Genomic DNA, 15,533 nt, shown 5'->3' on the forward strand with positions numbered 1-15,533 from the left:
GGAAAAAGCAAATGCATAATAAGTTGGATGAAGAATTAACCTTACTTGGAAATCAAGGAACAAAGTATACCTTTGAATATAACCCGGATATCTTAGAAACATTTAGTAATGCACACCCTGATACGGATTATTTTGTGAAATTCAATTGCCCAGAGTTTACAACCTTATGCCCCATTACCGGGCAACCTGACTTTGCTACCGTCTATATTAGCTATGTGCCTGATGAGAAACTCGTTGAAAGCAAATCATTAAAATTATATTTGTTTAGTTTTCGGAACCATGGTGATTTTCACGAGAATGCTGTTGTTGTGATTATGAAAGACCTCATCAAGCTATTAGATCCGAAATATATTGAAGTATGGGGTAAATTCTTACCACGCGGTGGAATTAGTATTGATCCCTATGTGAACTACGGGAAGAAAGGCACTGCATGGGAAGATATCGCGAAACGGCGACTAGCCAATCATGATTTATATCCAGAGAGAGTAGATAACCGATAAAAGAATAGGATTCTGGAGAATGATACCCATATCACATTAAAAGTGATTTGGGTTTTTTATTTGGTTTCAGATGATGTGTATAAGAGGGGAGGAGAATTCTTATGAGGATCAAGTGTGAATAAGATAGATGAATAACTTCCTTTCTGGATTGGATATATTGAAAATGCTTCAAAAAGAGAGGAAGATGACTGGTTCAAATGTAAATAAATTGTTTGTTAATAATTAAATTATCAATTTATTTATATGAATTTGATTATTAATTATTCAAAAAAGGGTATAAGATTATAATGATATAATTCTTTAAAATATTGGGTTGTAGAGGAGATGAAAGATTATGCATCAAACGATTATGAATCTATTAAGTGAAGTAAAAGGAACTCCAGAGTTAGTTCATCAACTTACTCCAGAAACAGATATGATTAATGAGGTTGGACTTGATTCACTGCAAATGATCAACTTTATTTTGGCAGTGGAGACGACATTTGACTTACAGATAGATTATGAAGAGTTTGATATGGCACATCTTTCATCGATTAATCAATTTGTCGATTTTTTACACAGTGTGAAAGAGAAGGCGGGTAGTCTCTAATGACAGAATCCCCTTCTATTATTCTGGGGACATTTGATGCCGAATCGATTTGGCGAGATTCCCATTTAGCTCAGCTTCCTTTTTTCCCAGATCATGAGAGAAGACTACTCATTCTTGCGATGGATGAGCTATTGTTTTCACTTTGTCAGTCACAAGATTACTGGATTACCCGTTTTCCGATTGACGATGCCTTTCGATCTTATTTAAAAGTTTTAGGATATGAGATGAATCATTACGCTGTGGTTCCTATCGAACAGATGGCTTATCATGTCGAGCGGTCCACTTGTCTGTTTGAAGAGTTGCTGGAGCCTCACATTTTAGACGATTTACAACCAACTATGTTGGATCATGCTCGATGTGTCCCCTATGCGATCATGCCACAAACAGCAAGGGTATGGGAAACATATCAGCTAAAAGGTAGGTTGCCAGATTATGAACGAGTGAGAAAAGTGAATTCCAAAGTGTATAGCCATCAATTACGAAGACGTTTATCATTTAAGCATGATGGGACAATTATAAGAAGTGTCCGGGAATTGGAGATGGTAGGGGAACGATTTTCAAGGGATTCTTTTTTAATCAAAGATCCTTATGGTGTATCAGGTAAAGGAAACTTACTAATCCAATCGAATCGGATGCTTCAACGTGTTATTGCTTATATTCAAAAACAAGAGCAAGCAGGGAAAAAAGTAACCTTTCTCTTGGAACCTTATCATAATAAAGTGCGGGACTTTTCCTGTCATATGGTTATTGAAGAACAGGGAGATATTCGTTTGCTAGGGATTCAAGAAATAATAAACCAACAATTTAATTATATGGGATCACGAAGTATGTCGGATTTGGAAATAGAAGCATTGGCTCAACAGGGCTATATAGAACAAATGTTCATGGTAGCAAAAGCCTTATATGAAGATGGGTACTTCGGATACTTAGGAATCGATTCGATGGAGTTAACAAATGGGGAGATCATTCCGATCGTTGAAATTAATGCCAGACAATCGATGGGACTGCTCAACCATGCGCTTGATCAAAAACTAAGGCAATGGGGAAAGCAAGGCTCCATCTTATTTATATCGTTGGGATATACAGAAAGATTGGATATAAGTAAGGTATTGACTGAATTAGATGATAGGAAGTTGCTCTATGAACCAGACAAAGATCAAGGCATTATCCCCCTTACCAGTAATCTATTAACGATTCATTATGATGTAATCTCGCAGCAGAGACATAAGGGAATGTCCGTGCCGAGCTTGTATAAAGGTAGATGGTATATGTCGGTTGTTGCTCAGGATATAGAGGAGAAAAAACGCCTAGTGCAAGAAGTAAGCACATTGTTTGAAGAGTGGGGCTGTAAAATCTTTTCATGACTTTTAGTCGTAGAAGGAGGGATCTCTATTTCTTCTTGTGTAACATTACTAGGCTCAGGAAATTCACTGGGTGTATATATTCCAGCACTTCACTTACAAACTCAATTAATCAGCCATGGTGTCCATGCAGAAGTGTTCATTCTCGAAAATTTATATAAAGAAGAAGTAAGGGAAAGAATTCCACTATATAAGAAAGCATTCCACCAAAGTTTTTCAGTAGCATTAACAGGTTATAAGCTGACTCGGGATATCGGGCCTGTCTTAGACGAAAAGCAGGTTGAACAATGTTTATGTACATGGGCAAAAGAAAAGCGAAAACGATTTGTTGCATTAACGGGATTTTGGATTCCCATATTAGAGCGATATAAACAACGTATTGCACCTGAGTTGATCGAGATCGATTTGCTACATTTGGATGCATGTGACTCTCCTTCTTTTCGAGTCTATGCATCCCATATCGATGACTCTTATCAACATATTTGGTTGTATCGCTATGATCAGAAACAAATGTTTTATGAGATTTCGATTACAAAAAAGGAACCTATTCCCTTCGAACAAAGAGAAGATCGGTTTATGATTCATGGAGGGGGTTGGGGAATTGGTACTTATCAAAGTAAAATTCCAGAATTACGTAGTGAAGGATTTAAATTAAATATCACTGCTTATTATCCAGAGGATCTTGAAGATCCAAGTGAACGAGATCAGTTTTTTATCATGGATCCCTCGTGGCAACCATGGCATCGCAGTAAACAGAATCATCATACTTTTCCACCGATGAGGCAAGTAGGGCATACACGCCCGATATCGCCGATAAAATGTGAAACCCGTTATGCATGGTTTGATGTGATTCGTCAGTGTAAAGCAATCATTAGTAAGCTAGGCGGAGCTACCTTGGTTGATTCACTTGCAGCAGCTACACCTATTATATTTTTAGAACCCTTTGGTGATCATGAGCAAAAGAATGCGGATCTATGGGAGCATTTTGGATTTGGGATATCCTATGAACGATGGAAACAATCGGGATTTTCTGAGGACCTCTTACGGTCGTTATCTGCCAATTTATTCAAAGCTAGAGGATCATCAATCGATTATGGAGGGACATTTTATGCAACCAAAAACATCCGTTAAGTTTGATCAGAAAACGTTTAACAATATAAAAAGAACGATTAAAAATATGTCTGTGGCGGGTCGGGCGCAACTACAGGATCCTACTTATGCAGTAGATATTCCTGAAGATATTGGGATTAAATTAAATAATGGGTGTAATCTACGTTGCAAACACTGTTTTGAATGGAATAGTGATGGGTATCATCACGAAATGGACAAAAGTGTGAAAAATGGTGAGATTGATTTTACTGTATTTGAACAAATCATGGAACAGACGAGAGAGAAAAAATCAAGATTATATCTCTGGGGCGGTGAACCCCTTTTTTATAGTCAATTTGATCAACTAGCTGAGTTGTTGGCAAAAGATCCACGAGAAACAACGATTTGCACAAATGCGATATTAATTGAACAGAAGTTGGACGCTATTTTGAAAATGTCAGATCAATTAACCTTACTTGTCAGTTTAGAAGGGTTTGAACAAGAAAATGATGCTATTCGTGGCAAAGGAACTTTTCGCCGTGTTGTTAAAGCCGTCGAGCGGCTACGTGATCTGCAGGAGAAAGGCATTTACAAAGGTCGTGTATCCATCAGCTTAACAATTAATGATGCGATGATTGGAAAGTTATATGACTTCATGGTCTTTTTTGAAGAGATCGGTGTAGATACTGTTTATTTTGTATTTCCGTGGTATATCCCTGAAGCAGTAGCCAATACCATGGATGATTTTTTCATGGAGCAATTCCCGTGGTTGGCTAAGCAGATTTCAGCACAAAAATATAGTTGGCATTCTTTTACCTTTCATATTTCACCAGCGAAAGTGGAGCCACTCATTGAAGAAATGGAGCGAATGAATCAACGGATCTGGCAAAGTCGAATTCGCTTTCAACCTGCTTTAGAGCCAGATGAAGTACGTGACTTTGTCTTAGGGGTTCCAAAGCCGGCGATGAAACGAACCCAGTGCCTATCGATTGCGAGTCGTGTCGATATTATGCCCGATGGAAAAGTCAATCCGTGTAAATTTTTCCCAGAATTTACGCTTGGAGATTTAACCCAAAAGAATGTCACAGAAGTTTTTCATAGTGACAATTTCAAAAAACATCGAGAGGTTTTGGGATGTGGACTGATGCCGATTTGTTCGCGTTGTGTCCTCCTATACAATCATGGTCGCTAGTGAAAGGGAGATAACCATGCAAAACGTAGCGTTTTATCTAACTGACTTTTCTGTATATATTCCAGAGAACAAACGCAGTATCGCCCAACTGATCCAACAAATACAAAAAACAGGCTATACAACTAAAGACGAAGCGGATTATACCGAACGTGGGATTTTCTATGCTCCAGTAGAAGAAGAGCGATCTTGGGAGGAAATGATCGAACAGGTGGTTACACCGGTCTTAGCGAGATGTGCAACTACAGGACAAAGGATAGGACAAATTTGGTTAGTTCAATCTTCGCTTAAGCTTTGGCATGAACGTAATCCGGTTAAAGGCCTATTAAAGAAATGGGAATTAGAGCATCTTCCTTTGTTTACACTCGAAGAATATTTTTGTGCCAGTTATCATGCAGTATTACAAATGGCACCTGGTTTTTTTTCACTGCATCCCGATGAAGCACTCCTCTTGATTGTGGCGGATAAAGGGATGCATCCATCTTGTCGTTTGAATGACTATGTCATGTTTGGAGATAGTGCAAGTGCTTGTCTCTTTACCTTGCAAGGTGGAAAGCATAAAATCTGGACCATTTGTAATCAAATCGATGGAGTCGTATATGATGATGAAGATCACGAAGGTTTAAGCTCGTTAGGAACCACATTTTATTTGGGGATTCGGAAAGTATTTCAAGATGTTTTGCGAAAATCAGGTATTCCATTAGAGCAAATTCGCCAAGTCATTGGAACCAATGTAGATCAACCGATGTGGGACATGGTTGGTCAGATTTGTGGCATTCCTACTGATCGAGTATATCAGGCTACATTATCGGAAACAGGGCACTTGTATAGTACTGATGTAATCTATAATGTGCAACATGCTATACAAAATGGTCTTCTTAAGCCGGGGGATTACTATCTCACTTTCTCCCTAGGTTTCGGTGGGGTTTATGGCTGTGCACTACAACAAGTCGTCGAAGAAGAGCAAGGAGGAAGGTGAAATGGGACGGCTGCTTCTTCATGTTCATACGGTTATCCCCGATACAGTCACTACCTTAGAACAGGATGAACAAGATCAGGAAAATCCTTGGATGGAAAGCGAACCATTTCAATGGATGAAAAGAACTTATCACTTTCCACAAGAAACCCGTTTGGCATTTCGTCATATTCCGATTCCTGAGCTTAGGATGAGTACGGCTGACTTTGCTTATACTCATTTACAAAGTCAGCCTTCTTTTCAACTACAGATCGATGGCTTGATCTATTGTCATGAAACGTTGGAATTGTCCCCTTCATTGATCCCCAGCTTAAAATTAAGAAAGCGAATGAAGTGGAAAAAATCACTTCCACTTACATTGGGACAAATGGGTAGTCTTAGTTGTATCAATGGGCTTACCTTAGCTAACCAAATGATACAAAGTCAAGCAGTAGAGACTCTTTGGCTTCTTTGTATTGCCGACCGCGTCTCTTTTCCATTTCATCGTCATCAGTGGTCGGGTTATCCCAAAGGAGACGGAATCACCTGTTTGAGTGTGTCACGTAAGCAAGGTGGATATGCGTTGTTAGATAGCCAGTTTCACTTAGGGAGTATACAGCCAGATATCCAAACCTGGAGCTTTGCTGAGTATGAGCAAGCAGTCCATCGGCTAATCGATCACGTGAAAGAGCTGTGGAAACGATACAAAGATCATGATCAACCAATTGACCTCATCATTCCTCAGATGATTCATGAAGAATTCATCAGTCAGTTGGTACAACAGCTTGAAGCCAATGTATTCTTACGAACGAATTGGCCACAAATCAATTTGCTAGGAAGTGATCCTTGGTATTCGCTAAGTGAAGCAGAGAAGTCAGGTCAAGTCAAGGAAGGGCAAATGATCTTATTAATTTTTGGCAGTGTCGATTATGGTATTGGTTCATTGCTATTAAAAAAGAGGTAAAGAAAAGCCTAGGCATACCAGATATTTGGATGCCTGGGCTTTTTCTATAGTGATAAACAGTCTCTATTTTTAGGCTTCAGAGAAAAAAAGACGAATAGCAAATGTCTCGTAAGCTAAGGTCATTTGATAAGCTAACCTTCCTTTTGTAAATCGTTCATTGCTTCATCTATTTTTTTAGTATTACAATATCAAAATTTATGATTGAATATACTAAAAGTACTTGTTATACTATATTTACACACAGTCATTCCTATTTCGACAAGTAACAGAAGGTAGGGTGAATTTCATGAAGATCAACCCGAATTATTCGGTGATCATCTATACGACTGAGATTAATAAAAAAATGATCGAACAAATAGAACAATGGATACAATCAGGAATTAAAGTACTATTATTCACGACGGATATATTGGAAGAATATGAGGAAAAGACTCTTTGGCAAAAATGGAGGAAGCAACAATTTTACTACTGGTTTGAAATTCCGTTTCGTGCTGAATACGATAACCGAACAGTCTATTTTATCGATGGACAGATTACAGACTTAGGATTATTTGAGTATCTATGCAAACATAGTCAACAGCAAGGATTCTACTCTTTTAACTCTGAGCAGTATCGAGTTGAACATGCGCCACCACATCATCATTTATTTGTCATGGCTGGATCGGGAACAGGTAAAACCACCGTCATGATTAATCGGCTCCTCTATTTAAAACATTTGAACCCTACCTTTCTATTTTCACAAGTAGCGATGATCACTTTTACCAACGAGGCTGCAACCGTCATCCGTCAGAAGCTTCATCGACGCATTAGAGATTACTATGAACTAACGATGAATCGAAAATATCTGGATTGGATCGATGAGCTTAGGAATGTAGAGATAAGTACCATTCATACTTTTGCAAAAAAGCTATTTGAAAGAGACGGAAGAGAGATAGGCTTTTCGAAAAAGATTCAGATTCGAGGCTATCAAGAAGAGAGAAGGTTTCAGATCGAGAGAATGATTGATCAGTTTGCTCATGATCATCCAGAAATTTATCAGCAGTTTGAGACAAACAGGTACTATCATTTGGTTCAGTCGATTCAATCTGTCATTGAACAATTGGATCATCAATCTCTACATGAAACGGATATCGAGTCGATCGATTTTGGTTATGATGACAAAGGTTTTGGTCAGCTACTAAAATATGTCATTGTCAATGGGATGAGAGAACTGCAGTTGATCAAGGAAGAAAATGACCAATGGGAAGTTCATGACCTGATTCGCAAACTGCACGATTTACAGCAAGTAGAAGGATTTAAACCACAGGTTAAGCTGCAATATATCATGGTTGACGAATTTCAGGATACAGATGCGGTTCAGGTTCAATTTTTATTATGGTTACAAAAAGTTATACCATATTGTCGACTCTTCGTGGTTGGCGATGTCAAACAAAGTATTTATCGCTTTCGTGGAGCTGATTATACCGCTTTTACCCAATTGCGAAAAGGATTACCAGATCAACCTCTCACCCAGATTCATCTCAATAAAAACTATCGAAGTCAAAGCACATTGCTCGAGGAGATGGATAGCCTGTTTAAAAATTGGGGTGCGAAAATTGAAGGGTTTCCTTATCAGTCGAAGGATAAATTACAAGCGATGAATCGAGAGGGCGAAGGAGGAATTTATGAGCAGGATTTTAGCTTGAATGTGGTTTGGAAAAAAGTCCTTAGTGAATTAGAAGGGAAAGAGACAGCGATACTGGTTCGCTCAAATGCATTGGTACAAGAAACGATTGCAAAATGTGAACAAATGGGTTTTTTCTGTGAGGGGAATACGAGTGGAAGTTTTTACCGTTCTCTTCCCGTCCGAGAGCTGTATCTGGTGATTCGCTTTTTGCTTCTGCCCCAATCTAGCTCCAGCCTTTATGCTTTACATCGTTCTTCTTATGGCGATGATACTCTGTCTCATCAAGAGTTGATTCACCATTTTACACCCGATCGAGATTATGCCCTGTCTTTATTACAAAAACAACCTGATTATGATTATTGGCAACAGATCTTGCGGATGGCGAAGTATACCCCACCTGTGATTTTATTGGAAGAAATCATCAAAACGAGGCAACCACATCAGCGATATGGCGAACGACTTTGGCTAAGGATTTCACGCAAGCGGTCAGAAGTAGATCCGCCATTACTTAAAAAACAATGTCTGTACCTGTTGGATCAATATCAAACCCGTTTAAGCTATCTGCTCTATCTCTTGAAAAAGCATTTTTCTGACTCGATTGCGACCTTGCATGGACTGGAACGTTTTCTACGCATTCATATGCAGACAGATACGGAAGAAAAAGATCCGAAAGTACCAGAGCGTGTAGGAAACCAGACGCATATTTTCCGCTGTATGACCGTTCACCAAGCCAAGGGGCAAGAATTTGATCATGTGGTGTTACCACGGACTGACTCGGCTTTTATCGTGCCAGAGCATCCGCATATTTTTGTCGATTTAAAAGGGAGTACTCCTAGTGTTGCCTATCAGCTCAAATTGGACGATCAACTTTTATGGAATAGTATATATAGTCAATTGAAACAAAAAGAACGAGATGAGTTAATTGCGGAAGAAACACGGCTTCTCTATGTGGCGATGACTCGGGCAAGGAAGAGTTTATTTATTCAAACTCCGGCTATTTTTAAACAAAAACGACCAAATAGCTGGGCTGATCTGCTGAGTTGGAAAGGAGAGAAAGTGATTGTTTAGAGTTGAAACCTATCAGGATCCGAGAGAGTATTTTTCCACTCTAGAGTTAGAAAAAGATGCATTACATATCACAGGGGATTCGTCTTTGCGCCTCTTTTTAAGAAATAAGAATCCGAGAGAGAGGAATCGCATCTTAACCTATGAGGAATTGCAGCAAAAGCTATTTCCCAAATGGACTTCACCATTTGCTCATCTTCTTCTAAAGTCCAAAATGCGGGAAGTGATCCAACAACTCTGCAAGGATCAAATTCACTTACAGAGAAGTATGATCGCTTCGTTGGATCCATGGGTGGAACGTTTTCGTTTTCTAGTGGAGTTAAGTTTAACCCAGATCGCACCTCCTCAAGATCAAAGCCAGCTTACACCAGAAAGAGTACTATTTGTCCAAGTTTGGGAACGATTGCTTGCTGATGGGCAGGTGAGACGACTCCTTTTCTCAAGACAAAAAATGGAGCTAGGGCAACGATTGGAACAAGCTTTGGGCAAAAGGCCCCGAGCGTTATATGTATATCAGATGATTCAGATGGATGCAAGTCGTGTCTATTTTTTCTTGCAATGCGCCCAGCACCATATTCCGGTTATTTTCCGAATTCCTTACTTAAGTTCTTTGCCAAAAGTGTATTCCCCTTGGAAAAAGGTTTATGAAAAAATAGCAGGTCATCATTGGCCAGACGATCAGCAGGAAGTATTGATGAAACGGGGACAGAAGTGGGCTTCCTATATTTCAGATGAAGTTCAGATATTTCCAGAAAAGGATGAAGCCACTCCCCAATTTTATCAATTTGCTTCTCCGATCCATTTTCAGCGTTACTTAGAACAAAATCCGATTGTGATCGGTAAAAAACGGATATTGGCAAATAGCAGTATAGAGTTAAACCAAGTGTTTCGTGAATCCAATAGCCTAGTCAAGAATCCATTCACTTTTGCGCAACTTCCCTGTAATCGTTTTTTCTTTCATTTATATCAATGTCAAAAGAAAGATGGAAGCATTTATCTGGAATATCAAAATCTCGTAGAATGCCTAACTTCAGGGTGGATCATGGTTAAAGAGGTGAATGGGATCGAGGCTCACTCCTTACTATTCGACTTGGAGCCTTATATGAAAGGAGCTCGTCATATTGATGAGATCATCGATAGGATCCAACAATTAAAAGCACTTCAAGAGTCCAGTGAACTATTTGATCAGCAGGCAAGAGAGAAGACGGGGCGAAATAAGATAAAACGGTATCTGTCCAATCCCCTACGCCTCTTCCCCTATGTTCACAAAAGTCGTTACTCAATCACGTTAAAGCAGCTGGAAACCCTCGTGATTCGCTTGAAGCAAGTTGCCTTACAGCTCCTTCCGGAAGAAGGAAAAGATATTTATTTGAAAGAACATTTTCGTTTATTGAAAGAATTATTTAAGCAAGTCAAAAGTCATTTGCCATTTGGAAGTGAAGAAGCGAAAGAAGGGATGGAAAAAATTTTTCAAACGACGATCTTTGAGTATTGGCATGCGTCGCGCAAAGAATTAAGTGAATGGATGTCTATTCTTCTGTCCAGACCGATCTTTGAATCAGTCGAGACCGAAGGAGATATCGATAATCTAGATCAATTGGAAGGATTAGTTATCCAAACAAAAGATATACATGTGACCGATTTATCGCTGTACGCATTGAACCATTATGCCTATCATACTGATATCGCTCCGTTAACCTTCCCTTGGTTAAAAGAGTTGGGGAAGATGCAATTTTCCCCAGAAGATCCACGATCCCGCATGTATCGGCTCGCTCTATATGTGCACTATCAATGCCATGAGTCAACGAGAGAGTACTTGCCTTTTCAAATCTTTTATCTGCTTGCTTTTTCACAAGGAGAGGTCACGTTTAGTTGGATTCAAGACCTACGCGATCATGATGAAAAAGGATTATTACTAGAAACTCTTTATCTTCTATATGGGGATCAAGAAGAAGAAATACCGTATTGGCATGAACCAGTCGAAGAAACTAGGTGGAATCCCGGCTTAAGCCAGCCCCAGCAAAAAATAGACGGGAAACCTTTGCATGGTCAAATTCCAACCGTATACTGGCTGGACAAAGATTTTTGTGCTCGCAAGTTTTTCTTAACTAGTTTGATCGAGCTACAGCCAATCTACGAATCTGATTATCATCAGCGCATTGCGTTTGGGATCTTAGCAAAGCTGTTTGCCCAGCAGTACGATGGCGAAGAAAATGTTTTTGCCTATTTGTTTCCTTTATTTCCGCAATGGAATGAAACATTAAAAAAGAACTTATATCAAACTCAATACCCAACCGATTTATACGATGATCGCTCATTTCAAAATCTTTCTTATCCCAAGGACATAGGACGCTTGCAACGACTATACAGTTTGTACCAGGTCACCAAACGTTGGAAAGTAAAAAATGCTTATCGACATGATCGCGAGCATGATTCACAGTGGCTTCAGGAATGGTTAGAATCGATAGACGATAAGCATGTCAAGGCGGAAACCGGACAACATTGTTCGATGTGTCCATATCTGATGATTTGTGATAAAGGGGAGTTTAGCATTGATCGTCAATGAGCAAACGTATATCGAACAGAGAAGGCAATTTTTTATTAGAACAGCCCGAGCTTGGCAGAAATATTTTGACGCCGAAGGACTATTACCAGGGATTACTCCTTCTGATGAACAAAAGGCGATTATCCAGCAGGAAGATGATCAACTCATGATTAATGGATCAGCAGGAAGTGGGAAAAGTATTACACTAATGTATAAACTATTGAAAGTGATGAAGCAAGAGCAGGAACCACAGCGTATTTTATATGTGACATATAATAAAACCTTATTAGACGACTCACGAAAGCGATTAGAGGCAGCGAAAGCATTTCATTCGTTAAAAGAGAGACATCAGCTTCATATGGTGACCTTTCATCAAATGGTCTACTATCTCATGAAAGAGATGGGATATAAGAAGATTAGAAAAGTAGAATCATCAACTCGTGGGATGCAAAAAATAAAAGATCAGGTTTATAGACGAATTGCAGCCATATATGGTGAATTAACGGAATCAAAGGAATATAAAAAACTACCAGCAGAGCAACATTTATCTTCCAAGCATACAGTCGAGTTTCTAGTAGATGAAATCAGATGGATAAAGGAAAATGGTTTTATCACTAAAGAGAAATATTTACAAGTCGAGCGTACCGGGCGGAGTCATAATCCTCGATTAACCAGACAGCAACGTAAAACCATTTTTAAGATTTATGAAAAATATCAGGAGGACATGGAGAAAAAATATCATCACGCGATGGATTTGGAAGATTATGCGCTGGAACTATTAAAAATCATGGATCAAGTGCCAGAGAAGCTATATTATGACTATATTTTTATTGATGAAGTTCAAGATTTGCAACCGATGCAGATTTTTGCCCTTGCCAAGTTAAAAAAGAAGAAAATGGTGCTGACTGGAGATCCAAAACAACGGATTTATAAGACAAGCCCTCATTCCTATAGCTCACTCGGGCTTAATCTATCCGGGCGGCGAAATCGCACTTTGCGCCAAAATTTCCGTTCCACCCGACAGATTATGCTGTTAGCGGAATCACTAGAGTTTGAGGATGTGGAAAATGACCGACTCGATCATCTCACATTCGTCCGAGAAGGAGAAAGACCAATGATCTCCTATCACCCTGGTTCCCGAAAACTGGCTAATGCCATTATTAGAAATGTAAAGAAAATCCAAAAGCAAGACCCGTCAGCGTCCATTGCTATTATTCACCGTGATGAGGATCACATGAACAATGGATTAGAGAACCAGTTGAAACAATACCTTCAACAACAATTGATGCTGATTTCAACCGAAGAGTATCGTAAAAAGTTTGACCACCAGGCAATCAAAAAGCCAGTCTTTTTTACTGATGTATATAGTGTGAAGGGATTAGAGTTTGATCATGTCTTTGTCATTCAATTTGACCGTTTTCACTATCCATCGGAAAAGCGCTTGAAGGAGCTAGAGGCACGGTGTACCGAAGGGATGGACTCCGATAGTTTTCGAAAGGATTTCGATCATTTCTATAGTGATGAGAAAAAGCTTCTCTATGTAGCGATTACCCGCGCGAAACAAACGCTACAGATCATGTATGCAGCAGATAAGGACACGAAAATCTCCCAATTTATTCGGGACTTTCCCGTTCGTGCTTATGAAGCAAAAGGCTTTGATAAGAGTAAGTATGGAAAGTGATTTTGACTTAAAATTCGGATTATATTTCACAAAGTTGTTCCATTAAGAGAGCCAACCAATTAAAATAAGCTTAGAACACATTTTCGTCATTGTCTCTCTCCATAACATATTATGTTTCGGAAATGGTTATAACTGCACCAGATCGAATCGGATAAATACATAAACAGAAAATCACACACTAGTAGAGATGAGGATATTGGTTCTCATCTTTTTTCTTGTCATATAAGGGCTTCGAAATTTAGTATCATAATACTAAAAATGGTTATTGAAAATACCAAGGCCTTCGATTATACTATAATCGAGAGGAGGGAATGATGGGGATTCAGGGAGGCACATAACTATGTTAAGTCGTTTTATAGAACTGCTTGATCAGCGAAATATGGTAGATAGGGAGCAGATCGCGATCGAGCTTTTACGAGTTCATATCACTCACAGAGCCTATAAACAAAAGATAGGCACAAATCAATCGGTAGATGAAGATGTTTTATACGCTTTGATGATAGAGAATACAGAGGAGCGTTTGGGATACTTCCCAGGGGATCAGAGTTGGTTCGCTCAGCTATATCACTCGGGCAAGGAGCTGGATCTAACTTTGGCGATTCAAGAGCTTTTTCAAAAAGACCGCTTTGGAACGATCATTAGTCCAAGATACCTCGTTGACTATTTTACCCGTCAGATCGCCGGTCATGTGGAAACGATCCTAATACCCGAAGCGCATAAACATCTTCATGGGCTGACCGATATGATTGAAGTGCATTTGGATAAATACTTTGTTTTAACTGCTGAGAAAAAGTGGCTAGTTGAACTGCTTCGCTTTATCTTTGAGGCACACCCTCATGTCGAAGTGCTCCAACTCTCCATCTATAGCCTCTTAGATCTGGAATACGAATTTGATTGGATTCTCTCTATTCCAGCATTTGGCTTAAAACCAGATATAGACACCGGTCGCTTTCTTACGAGAGAATCAGAAGGGATTGCCGCTCAGAACTTACTCGACTGGCTAGGTGAATTTGGTGAGCTGCAGATCATTGTCCCAGCGAGGTTTACCTTTTCGGGAGGAACCTTTGCTAGTCTGCGGACATGGATTCTACAGCATTTCTCAGTGAAATCGATTTTTACTTTACCGGAAGGAACACTCCGTCCCTATACAGGGATGAAAACATATTTGATCACTATTTCCGCCCAGCCTGTCGAAGAGATCCAGCTAGGCAGCTTTGAGCGAAGGGAAGAAGGCTTCCTACCTATGGTGGAAAAGGAAATCTCACAGGAGACACTAGCCGATCGGGAAGATTGGCGTATGGAGATCCTTCTGGCTCATGAGCAATTGGATCTACTTGATCAGTTGACCGGAGCCAATCGGAGTATCGTGAAGCTGAAGGAGATCGCTGATCTTTTTCGAGGAAAGTCGATTATGAAAAGTCATATCCAGCCCGGCGAGATCTCCGTACTCAATATCTCGAATATCGAAGAAGGGGAGATTTTCTGGGATCACATGGATACGATTGATGAGGAACTGCGCAAGGTGAGGCGTTATGAGCTGGAAGTGGGCGATCTGGTGATGACCTGCAGAGGAACTGTCAATAAGGTAGCGGTGGTTCGAGATTTACCCAAAAAAGTGATCGCTTCGGCGAATATCATCGTAATGCGCTTTCAAAAGAAGGTGATCAGTGAGTATGTGAAAATCTTTTTAGAAAGCCCAGTCGGACTCGAACTCATTAAAACATTCCAGCGAGGTACAACGGTGATGAATATCAATCCAAAAGACTTAGGAGAGATGGAAATCCCCTTGCCAGAGATCGAAGTGCAAGAGCGGATCGTTGCGGAATATCGGAAGGAACAGCAACTTTATCTGGAAGCAGTTCGAAAAGCGAATGAACGTTGGGAGAACGTGCGAAAGCGAATCTATGAGCAACTATTAGACTAAGGAGG

11 protein-coding genes are annotated in these 15,533 nt (G+C 39.7%); all 11 read left to right on the forward strand.

The features are described 5' to 3' along the window. The first annotated feature begins 11 nt into the window (after nucleotides 1-11). Entirely contained in the window at nucleotides 12-500 is a 489-nt protein-coding gene (gene queF / locus DL897_RS16320) for a preQ(1) synthase (protein ID WP_113660191.1), read from the forward strand. 334 nt (nucleotides 501-834) lie between these two features. Next, complete coding sequence (locus DL897_RS16325) at nucleotides 835-1,089, forward strand: acyl carrier protein (protein ID WP_168188848.1); 255 nt, start codon at nucleotides 835-837, stop codon at nucleotides 1,087-1,089. Further along, nucleotides 1,089-2,453: a hypothetical protein gene (locus DL897_RS16330; protein WP_113660193.1), complete on the forward strand. Its 1,365-nt coding sequence runs from the start codon at nucleotides 1,089-1,091 to the stop codon at nucleotides 2,451-2,453. Before DL897_RS16325 ends, DL897_RS16330 begins: the two co-directional genes overlap by 1 nt. Before the next feature lie 132 nt (nucleotides 2,454-2,585). Continuing rightward, a complete protein-coding gene (locus DL897_RS16335; protein ID WP_113660194.1) occupies nucleotides 2,586-3,581 on the forward strand; it encodes a UDP-glucuronosyltransferase in 996 nt (331 codons plus the stop codon). Continuing rightward, a complete protein-coding gene (locus DL897_RS16340) occupies nucleotides 3,559-4,731 on the forward strand; it encodes a radical SAM protein (RefSeq protein ID WP_113660195.1) in 1,173 nt (390 codons plus the stop codon). Before DL897_RS16335 ends, DL897_RS16340 begins: the two co-directional genes overlap by 23 nt. 16 nt (nucleotides 4,732-4,747) lie before the next feature. Continuing rightward, the gene (locus DL897_RS16345; RefSeq protein WP_168188849.1) at nucleotides 4,748-5,707 is read left to right on the forward strand and encodes a 3-oxoacyl-[acyl-carrier-protein] synthase III C-terminal domain-containing protein; all 960 of its coding nucleotides are present in this window, start codon (nucleotides 4,748-4,750) and stop codon (nucleotides 5,705-5,707) included. 1 nt (nucleotide 5,708) lies between these two features. After that, nucleotides 5,709-6,647 carry a hypothetical protein gene (locus DL897_RS16350; RefSeq protein ID WP_113660197.1) on the forward strand — a complete coding sequence of 313 codons (939 nt, stop codon included), beginning with the start codon at nucleotides 5,709-5,711 and terminating at the stop codon, nucleotides 6,645-6,647. A gap of 286 nt (nucleotides 6,648-6,933) precedes the next feature. Continuing rightward, complete coding sequence (locus DL897_RS16355) at nucleotides 6,934-9,381, forward strand: UvrD-helicase domain-containing protein (protein ID WP_113660198.1); 2,448 nt, start codon at nucleotides 6,934-6,936, stop codon at nucleotides 9,379-9,381. Then, nucleotides 9,374-11,944, forward strand: a complete 2,571-nt coding sequence (locus tag DL897_RS16360) for a hypothetical protein (RefSeq protein ID WP_113660199.1) — start codon at nucleotides 9,374-9,376, stop codon at nucleotides 11,942-11,944. The genes DL897_RS16355 and DL897_RS16360 overlap by 8 nt, the downstream gene beginning before the upstream one ends. Then, a complete protein-coding gene (locus DL897_RS16365; RefSeq protein WP_240627479.1) occupies nucleotides 11,931-13,604 on the forward strand; it encodes a UvrD-helicase domain-containing protein in 1,674 nt (557 codons plus the stop codon). The genes DL897_RS16360 and DL897_RS16365 overlap by 14 nt, the downstream gene beginning before the upstream one ends. 340 nt (nucleotides 13,605-13,944) lie before the next feature. Beyond that, nucleotides 13,945-15,528: a restriction endonuclease subunit S gene (locus DL897_RS18725; RefSeq protein ID WP_113660200.1), complete on the forward strand. Its 1,584-nt coding sequence runs from the start codon at nucleotides 13,945-13,947 to the stop codon at nucleotides 15,526-15,528. Nucleotides 15,529-15,533 lie beyond the last annotated feature (5 nt).

The organism is Thermoflavimicrobium daqui (assembly GCF_003313465.1).
Taxonomy (GTDB): domain Bacteria; phylum Bacillota; class Bacilli; order Thermoactinomycetales; family Thermoactinomycetaceae; genus Thermoflavimicrobium; species Thermoflavimicrobium daqui.

Excerpts from the sequence above, each read along its gene's own strand:
- queF (WP_113660191.1), top strand. The coding sequence starts at position 12 with ATGCATAATAAGTTGGATGAAGAATTAACCTTACTTGGAAATCAAGGA.
- DL897_RS16325 (WP_168188848.1), top strand. The coding sequence starts at position 835 with ATGCATCAAACGATTATGAATCTATTAAGTGAAGTAAAAGGAACTCCA.
- DL897_RS16330 (WP_113660193.1), top strand. The coding sequence starts at position 1,089 with ATGACAGAATCCCCTTCTATTATTCTGGGGACATTTGATGCCGAATCG.
- DL897_RS16340 (WP_113660195.1), top strand. The coding sequence starts at position 3,559 with ATGCAACCAAAAACATCCGTTAAGTTTGATCAGAAAACGTTTAACAAT.
- DL897_RS16345 (WP_168188849.1), top strand. The coding sequence starts at position 4,748 with ATGCAAAACGTAGCGTTTTATCTAACTGACTTTTCTGTATATATTCCA.
- DL897_RS16350 (WP_113660197.1), top strand. The coding sequence starts at position 5,709 with ATGGGACGGCTGCTTCTTCATGTTCATACGGTTATCCCCGATACAGTC.
- DL897_RS16355 (WP_113660198.1), top strand. The coding sequence starts at position 6,934 with ATGAAGATCAACCCGAATTATTCGGTGATCATCTATACGACTGAGATT.
- DL897_RS18725 (WP_113660200.1), top strand. The coding sequence starts at position 13,945 with ATGTTAAGTCGTTTTATAGAACTGCTTGATCAGCGAAATATGGTAGAT.